The organism is Escherichia sp. E4930, assembly GCF_005845405.1.
In the GTDB taxonomy this organism is placed as follows: domain Bacteria; phylum Pseudomonadota; class Gammaproteobacteria; order Enterobacterales; family Enterobacteriaceae; genus Escherichia.
Genome location: NZ_VCDZ01000081.1, coordinates 1 through 1,141, shown reverse-complemented (window position 1 = coordinate 1,141; position 1,141 = coordinate 1). Strand labels below are relative to the sequence as shown.

2 tRNA genes and 2 rRNA genes are annotated in these 1,141 nt (G+C 49.6%); all 4 read left to right on the top strand.

The window, feature by feature from the left end:
- A 16S ribosomal RNA gene (locus FFT88_RS25475) occupies positions 1-382 on the top strand; the annotation flags it as partial.
- A gap of 68 nt (positions 383-450) precedes the next feature.
- Positions 451-527: transfer RNA gene (locus tag FFT88_RS25210), tRNA-Ile, on the top strand.
- Between the two features lie 42 nt (positions 528-569).
- A tRNA-Ala gene (locus tag FFT88_RS25205) sits at positions 570-645 on the top strand.
- A 184-nt stretch (positions 646-829) separates the two neighbouring features.
- Positions 830-1,141 (top strand): 23S ribosomal RNA (locus FFT88_RS25200); the annotation flags it as partial.

The following is a 1,141-nucleotide window of genomic DNA, read 5'->3' as shown; positions in this document are numbered from 1 at the left end:
GCAGTGATAAACTGGAGGAAGGTGGGGATGACGTCAAGTCATCATGGCCCTTACGACCAGGGCTACACACGTGCTACAATGGCGCATACAAAGAGAAGCGACCTCGCGAGAGCAAGCGGACCTCATAAAGTGCGTCGTAGTCCGGATTGGAGTCTGCAACTCGACTCCATGAAGTCGGAATCGCTAGTAATCGTGGATCAGAATGCCACGGTGAATACGTTCCCGGGCCTTGTACACACCGCCCGTCACACCATGGGAGTGGGTTGCAAAAGAAGTAGGTAGCTTAACCTTCGGGAGGGCGCTTACCACTTTGTGATTCATGACTGGGGTGAAGTCGTAACAAGGTAACCGTAGGGGAACCTGCGGTTGGATCACCTCCTTACCTTAAAGAAGCGTTCTTTGAAGTGCTCACACAGATTGTCTGATGAAAATGAGCAGTAAAACCTCTACAGGCTTGTAGCTCAGGTGGTTAGAGCGCACCCCTGATAAGGGTGAGGTCGGTGGTTCAAGTCCACTCAGGCCTACCAAATTTGCACCGCAAATTTGAAGAGGTTTTAACTACATGTTATGGGGCTATAGCTCAGCTGGGAGAGCGCCTGCTTTGCACGCAGGAGGTCTGCGGTTCGATCCCGCATAGCTCCACCATCTCTGTAGTGATTAAATAAAAAATACTTCAGAGTGTACCTGCAAAGGTTCACTGCGAAGTTTTGCTCTTTAAAAATCTGGATCAAGCTGAAAATTGAAACACTGAACAACGAAGAGTTGTTCGTGAGTCTCTCAAATTTTCGCAACACGATGATGAATCGCAAGAAACATCTTCGGGTTGTGAGGTTAAGCGACTAAGCGTACACGGTGGATGCCCTGGCAGTCAGAGGCGATGAAGGACGTGCTAATCTGCGATAAGCGTCGGTAAGGTGATATGAACCGTTATAACCGGCGATTTCCGAATGGGGAAACCCAGTGTGTTTCGACACACTATCATTAACTGAATCCATAGGTTAATGAGGCGAACCGGGGGAACTGAAACATCTAAGTACCCCGAGGAAAAGAAATCAACCGAGATTCCCCCAGTAGCGGCGAGCGAACGGGGAGCAGCCCAGAGCCTGAATCAGTGTGTGTGTTAGTGGAAGCGTCTGGAAAG